Origin of the sequence: Catenibacterium sp., assembly GCF_052354645.1 — a bacterium.
In the GTDB taxonomy this organism is placed as follows: domain Bacteria; phylum Bacillota_I; class Bacilli_A; order Erysipelotrichales; family Coprobacillaceae; genus Catenibacterium; species Catenibacterium mitsuoka_A.
The window spans coordinates 1-5,045 of record NZ_DAWDDM010000142.1 but is presented as its reverse complement, the minus strand read 5'-3'; the positions used below and the strand labels follow the sequence as shown (position 1 = coordinate 5,045).

Sequence of the window (5,045 nt, the reverse complement as noted above, 5' to 3'; positions counted from 1 at the left end):
CTTACATGCAGCAGTGATTCCTTCTTCTTCAATATTTGTTGTAATATATTTTGCGACTGATTTAAGTTCTGGTACTGCATTACCCATCGCAATACCGAGTCCTGTTTCTTCAATCATTTCTATATCATTACGTCCATCACCAAAAGCAATGGTATCATCAATACTTCTTCCTAGTTCCTTCACTAATTCTTTAATTCCTACTGCTTTAGATGAACCCTTAAGGGTTAAATCAAAAGAACGGTCACTTTGATGTCTCTGTACATCAAAATAAGGACTTAAAGCTTCTACCATGACTGGAATATCATCCTTAGAATTGACTACTATCATACCAATATAAGTTTCTATATTCTTATAATCAAATGTATCAATGATTGTTTCTTCCTTCATGCCCCAGTTATTTGCGAATGCCTGGTGAACTGGATCTTCAGAATCTCTGACATATATAAAATCATTACCTTCAAAATAATAGTTAAAATGATGTTTTTCACATAGATCCATAGTAGCTTTAATCGCTTTGGCTGGTACAACATTCTTATAGACACATTTGCCTTTATATTCTACATAAGCACCATTACATGTAACATAGCCTGAAAATGGATACTTCATAACACCATCCACAATAAAACATTTACATCTACCTGTTGATAAGAACACATCATGTCCTTCTTCCTTTAGTTTATCTAAAGTACGGATAGTTTCAGGTGTGATTTCATATTTATCCTGATTACAATCAATAAGTGTCCCATCTATATCAAAAAAGAATAATTTATTCATATTACAATCTCCTTTTCTAGCAAGTACTTCCATTATATCAAATGTATATAGAAAAGAAACTACTTAAGATAAGTCTCACAAAATCTTTAATAAGCGATAAAAAAAAGATGGGTATTTCTACCCATCTCACTAACATTCTCCATTAAATACTTCTGGAAGGAATACTTTATGTGTTTTACTTCTATGTCTTACAATTACATAAGTAAGAAGTACAGATACAACAAGTAAACCAACGAAGAATAAGATTTCTGTTGTAGGAACTGCAGTTGCATTCGCAATAACTGATCTAAATCCATTTACACTATATGTGAATGGTACAAATGGATGTAATACTTTATACCAATGTGGTGCAGTTTCTAGTGGATAAGTACCAGCAGAAGCACCAAGGTTAAATACCATGAAGATTAAAGCGATAAATTCACCGATACGACCAAATGCGATTGCAAGGAATGCGATGAATGCCATAAAGGCAAGTGATAATAAGAGCATGAATGCGATACATAATCCTGGTCTAGCAGGAGTGAATCCACAAAATCCTCTTAAGCTGAAGTATAAGATTAATGCCTGTACAATTGATAATGGAACCATGACTGTAGCTTTTGCAAGTAAGAACTTAACTGGGCTATCTGTAGTAGTCATACCCTTACCAAATGGATACATTAAGCTTAATGCCATACATGCAACATATAAAGCAACACTCATCATATAAGGTGCCATTGCATGACCATTGTTTGGCATGTTAGTTATTTCTTTCTTTTGTGTATCTACTGGAGTAGACATCTGTTTGTATGTCTTGTTAGTAGATTTGATATTACTCTTCTTAGAAGCATCTTTTAAGCTGCTTGTAAGTGTATTAGTTCCATCACCAATAGTAGTTAATCCTTCACCTAATGTTGCAGATCCTGCTGCTAACTGGTTAGATCCAGAACTGATCTTTAATGCACCATCAGCTAACTGAGAAGCACCACTATTTAATGTTTTATTGTTTGAAGCAAGTGTACCTAAACCATTATTTACCTGTTTAACGCCACCTGTATAAGTCTTTAAACCACTCTGTAATGTACCTAAGCCTTCATCAATCTGGCTTACTGCACCAACCATACCAACTGAATTAGAAGTTCCCTTCATATTAGCCTGTACTGTTTTTAAGCTAGATACTAATGAGTTAACTGCTGAATTGTTTGCAGTAGCTAATTGTTGTGAACCAGCTAATAATTCCTGTGTCTTCGCATTCGCTGTTGACTGATTCTTTAATACTTCCGCATTACCATAAAGTAATGTAGTTAACTGTTTTAAATCACTTGTATTTAATTTATTTGTTAACTGAGAAGCCACCTGTCTTAATGTCTGTGCCTGTGTGGCATGACTTGTTGCCTGCAACATTAACTGTTGTGCTAGTAGAGGCTGAGTTGCCTGTAAACTTTCTGCCTTTGCCTTTTCTGCTGCAGCTAATTTATCTAGCTTATCCGCATTTGTATTCATAGTACCAATTGTAGTTGTCATTACAGAAACCATACTATCTAATTTTTTAGCTGCCTGTAAGTTGTTTTCTACTAAATTGTTATCATCAATACCTGCCTGAATCTGAGTGAGTGCTTGTGATAACTGTTTTGAACTTTCATTCATTTCATTATTCTTTTGAGTTAATGTATTTAACTGTTCAGCATTCTGATTTAAACCATCAGATAACTGTTTTTCAGCATCCTTCACAGCACTTAATAACTGTGAGCTACCAGACTTTAATTGAGCAGCACCATTATTTAATGTAGCACTGTTGTTATCTAACTGCTGTGCACCCGCTTTTGCAGTAGATACACCTTTTGTATAAGCACTTAATCCTTTAACTAAAGAATCAGCACCATCATTGAACACTAATGCGCTTGTTGCAAGAGTATTCAAGTTTTCTGTGATAGTCTTATTACCTTCACTTGCAGTAGCTACACCATCACTTAATTTCTGTGAACCATCTGCAGCTGTGTTAAATCCTTTACTTAATGTTTTTACATTCTTGAATAAGATCTTTGAATAAGTCTTAGTCACTGTTGATGAGATTTCAGCTTTTACTTTAGCCATAGCTGAATCATCCATCTTAGTCGCAATGTAGTTTGTCTGTGGATTTGTAGTATATGTGAGCATCATTGTCTGTGGATCATCATCCAATAATGTCGTCGCATTTTTAGAGAAGTTTTCAGGAACAGTAATTATCATGTAATACTTTCCATCTTTTAAACCTTTCTTTGCTTTTGTTGATGAAACAATATTGAAATCCATTGAATCATTCTTTGATAGTTTATCACTTAGCTGTTTACCAATATCCATAGTAGAACCATTATATTTAACTTCTTTATCCTTATTTACAACGGCTACTGGAAGCTGATCCGTTTGACCATATGGATCCCACATAGAACCTAAGAAAACACAAGCATAAATCATTGGAATGATCATGATTGCACAAAGTACAATTTTAAGCCATGTACTTTTCGCAATGTTTTTCCATTCTGCTTTAATCATATTACCCTTTCCTTTCTGTCATCTTCCTAATGACTAGTAGTCATTTTAGTTGACCATTAGTCATTTATCAATTTACAAATAAGGTGATTTGATAAAAAAACATGATGTAAGCGTATATCATTTTTTAATAAATATAAAAAAAAGACTGCTGACATAAGTCAACAGTCTAATGAACTAAAATTATTCAATGATTTCAGTTACGTTACCAGCACCTACAGTACGTCCACCTTCACGGATAGAGAACTTAGTACCGTTTTCGATAGCGATTGGGTGAATTAATTCTACAGTGAATTCTACGTTATCGCCTGGCATAACCATTTCAGTTCCTTCTGGTAATTCGATAACACCAGTGATATCAGTAGTTCTGAAATAGAACTGTGGTCTATAGTTACCGAAGAATGGAGTATGACGTCCACCTTCATCCTTAGTTAATACATAAACATGAGCGTTGAATTTCTTATGTGGATGTACTGAACCAGGTTTAGCTAATACCTGACCTCTTTCGATCTGGTCTCTGTTGATACCTCTTAAAAGAACACCAATGTTATCACCAGCTAGAGCGTAGTCAAGTAACTTTCTGAACATTTCGATACCTGTAGCAACAGTCTTCTGAGTTTCATGGATACCAATGATTTCAAGTTCATCGTTAAGGTTTAACTGACCACGTTCAACTCTACCAGTAGCAACTGTACCACGACCAGTGATTGTGAATACGTCTTCAACTGGCATTAAGAATGGCTTATCAGTTTCACGAGCTGGATCTGGGATATAAGAATCCATAGTGTCTAATAATTCATGGATTGCAGGAGTCCACTTTGGATCACCTTCAAGAGCCTTTAATGCAGAACCACGGATGATTGGAGTGTCATCTCCTGGATAGTCGTATTCAGATAATAAATCACGAACTTCCATTTCTACTAAGTCGATTAATTCTTCGTCATCAACCATATCGCACTTATTTAAGAATACGATGATGTATGGAACACCAACCTGACGAGATAATAAGATATGTTCTCTTGTCTGAGGCATAGGTCCATCAGTTGCAGCTACTACTAAGATAGCACCATCCATCTGAGCAGCACCAGTGATCATGTTCTTGATGTAGTCAGCATGGCCTGGACAGTCAACGTGTGCATAGTGACGATGAGCAGTTTCATATTCAACGTGTGCAGTGTTGATTGTGATACCACGTTCTTTTTCTTCTGGAGCAGCATCGATTGCAGCATAGTCCATAGCTTTAGCCTGACCTTCACTAGCTAATACAGTAGTGATAGCAGCTGTTAAAGTAGTTTTACCATGGTCAACGTGACCGATAGTACCAATATTTACGTGAGTTTTCTCACGGTTAAATTTTTCCTTAGCCATTTAAGGTTATCCTCCTATATAATTCTAAAATTTTACATAACTATTTTAATAGATTTTATTGAGAATTGCAATAAAAATCATAGTTATTCTTATTTTACGCCGTTCTTTTTAATGATTTCTTCCTTGATTGATTTAGGAACAGGTTCATAACGGTCGAACTGCATTGTATAGTTACCACGACCCTGTGTGAATGATCTTAAGTCTGTTGCATAACCGAACATTTCAGCTAGAGGTACAGAAGCTTCAACCATTACAGCATTTCCTCTTTCTTCCTGACCATCGATCATACCACGTCTAGATGAGATATCACCCATAACGCTTCCTAAGTATTCAGAAGGTGCAGTTACTTCTACCTTCATGATTGGTTCAAGGATTACTGGAGCACACTTCTTACC

Annotated in this window: 3 protein-coding genes and 1 pseudogene; all 4 read right to left on the bottom strand. The window is 35.6% G+C overall.

Annotation, left to right across the window (positions count from 1 at the left end):
• Window positions 1-774: HAD family hydrolase (locus ACT8VG_RS07165; protein ID WP_444195505.1), on the bottom strand; the 774-nt coding region annotated here is incomplete at its 3' end.
• Between the two features lie 129 nt (window positions 775-903).
• On the bottom strand, window positions 904-3,285 hold the full coding sequence (locus tag ACT8VG_RS07160; RefSeq protein WP_444195504.1) for a YhgE/Pip family protein: 2,382 nt from the start codon (window positions 3,283-3,285) through the stop codon (window positions 904-906).
• Window positions 3,286-3,465: 180 nt separating this feature from the next.
• A complete protein-coding gene (gene tuf, locus ACT8VG_RS07155; protein WP_187012011.1) occupies window positions 3,466-4,650 on the bottom strand; it encodes an elongation factor Tu in 1,185 nt (394 codons plus the stop codon).
• Window positions 4,651-4,739: 89 nt separating this feature from the next.
• Window positions 4,740-5,045, bottom strand: a pseudogene (gene fusA / locus ACT8VG_RS07150) (elongation factor G); the annotation flags it as partial.

What these genes read in the sequence shown, in the direction of transcription:
- tuf (WP_187012011.1), bottom strand. Translation starts at nt 4,650, where the DNA reads ATGGCTAAGGAAAAATTTAACCGTGAGAAAACTCACGTAAATATTGGT.
- ACT8VG_RS07160 (WP_444195504.1), bottom strand. Translation starts at nt 3,285, where the DNA reads ATGATTAAAGCAGAATGGAAAAACATTGCGAAAAGTACATGGCTTAAA.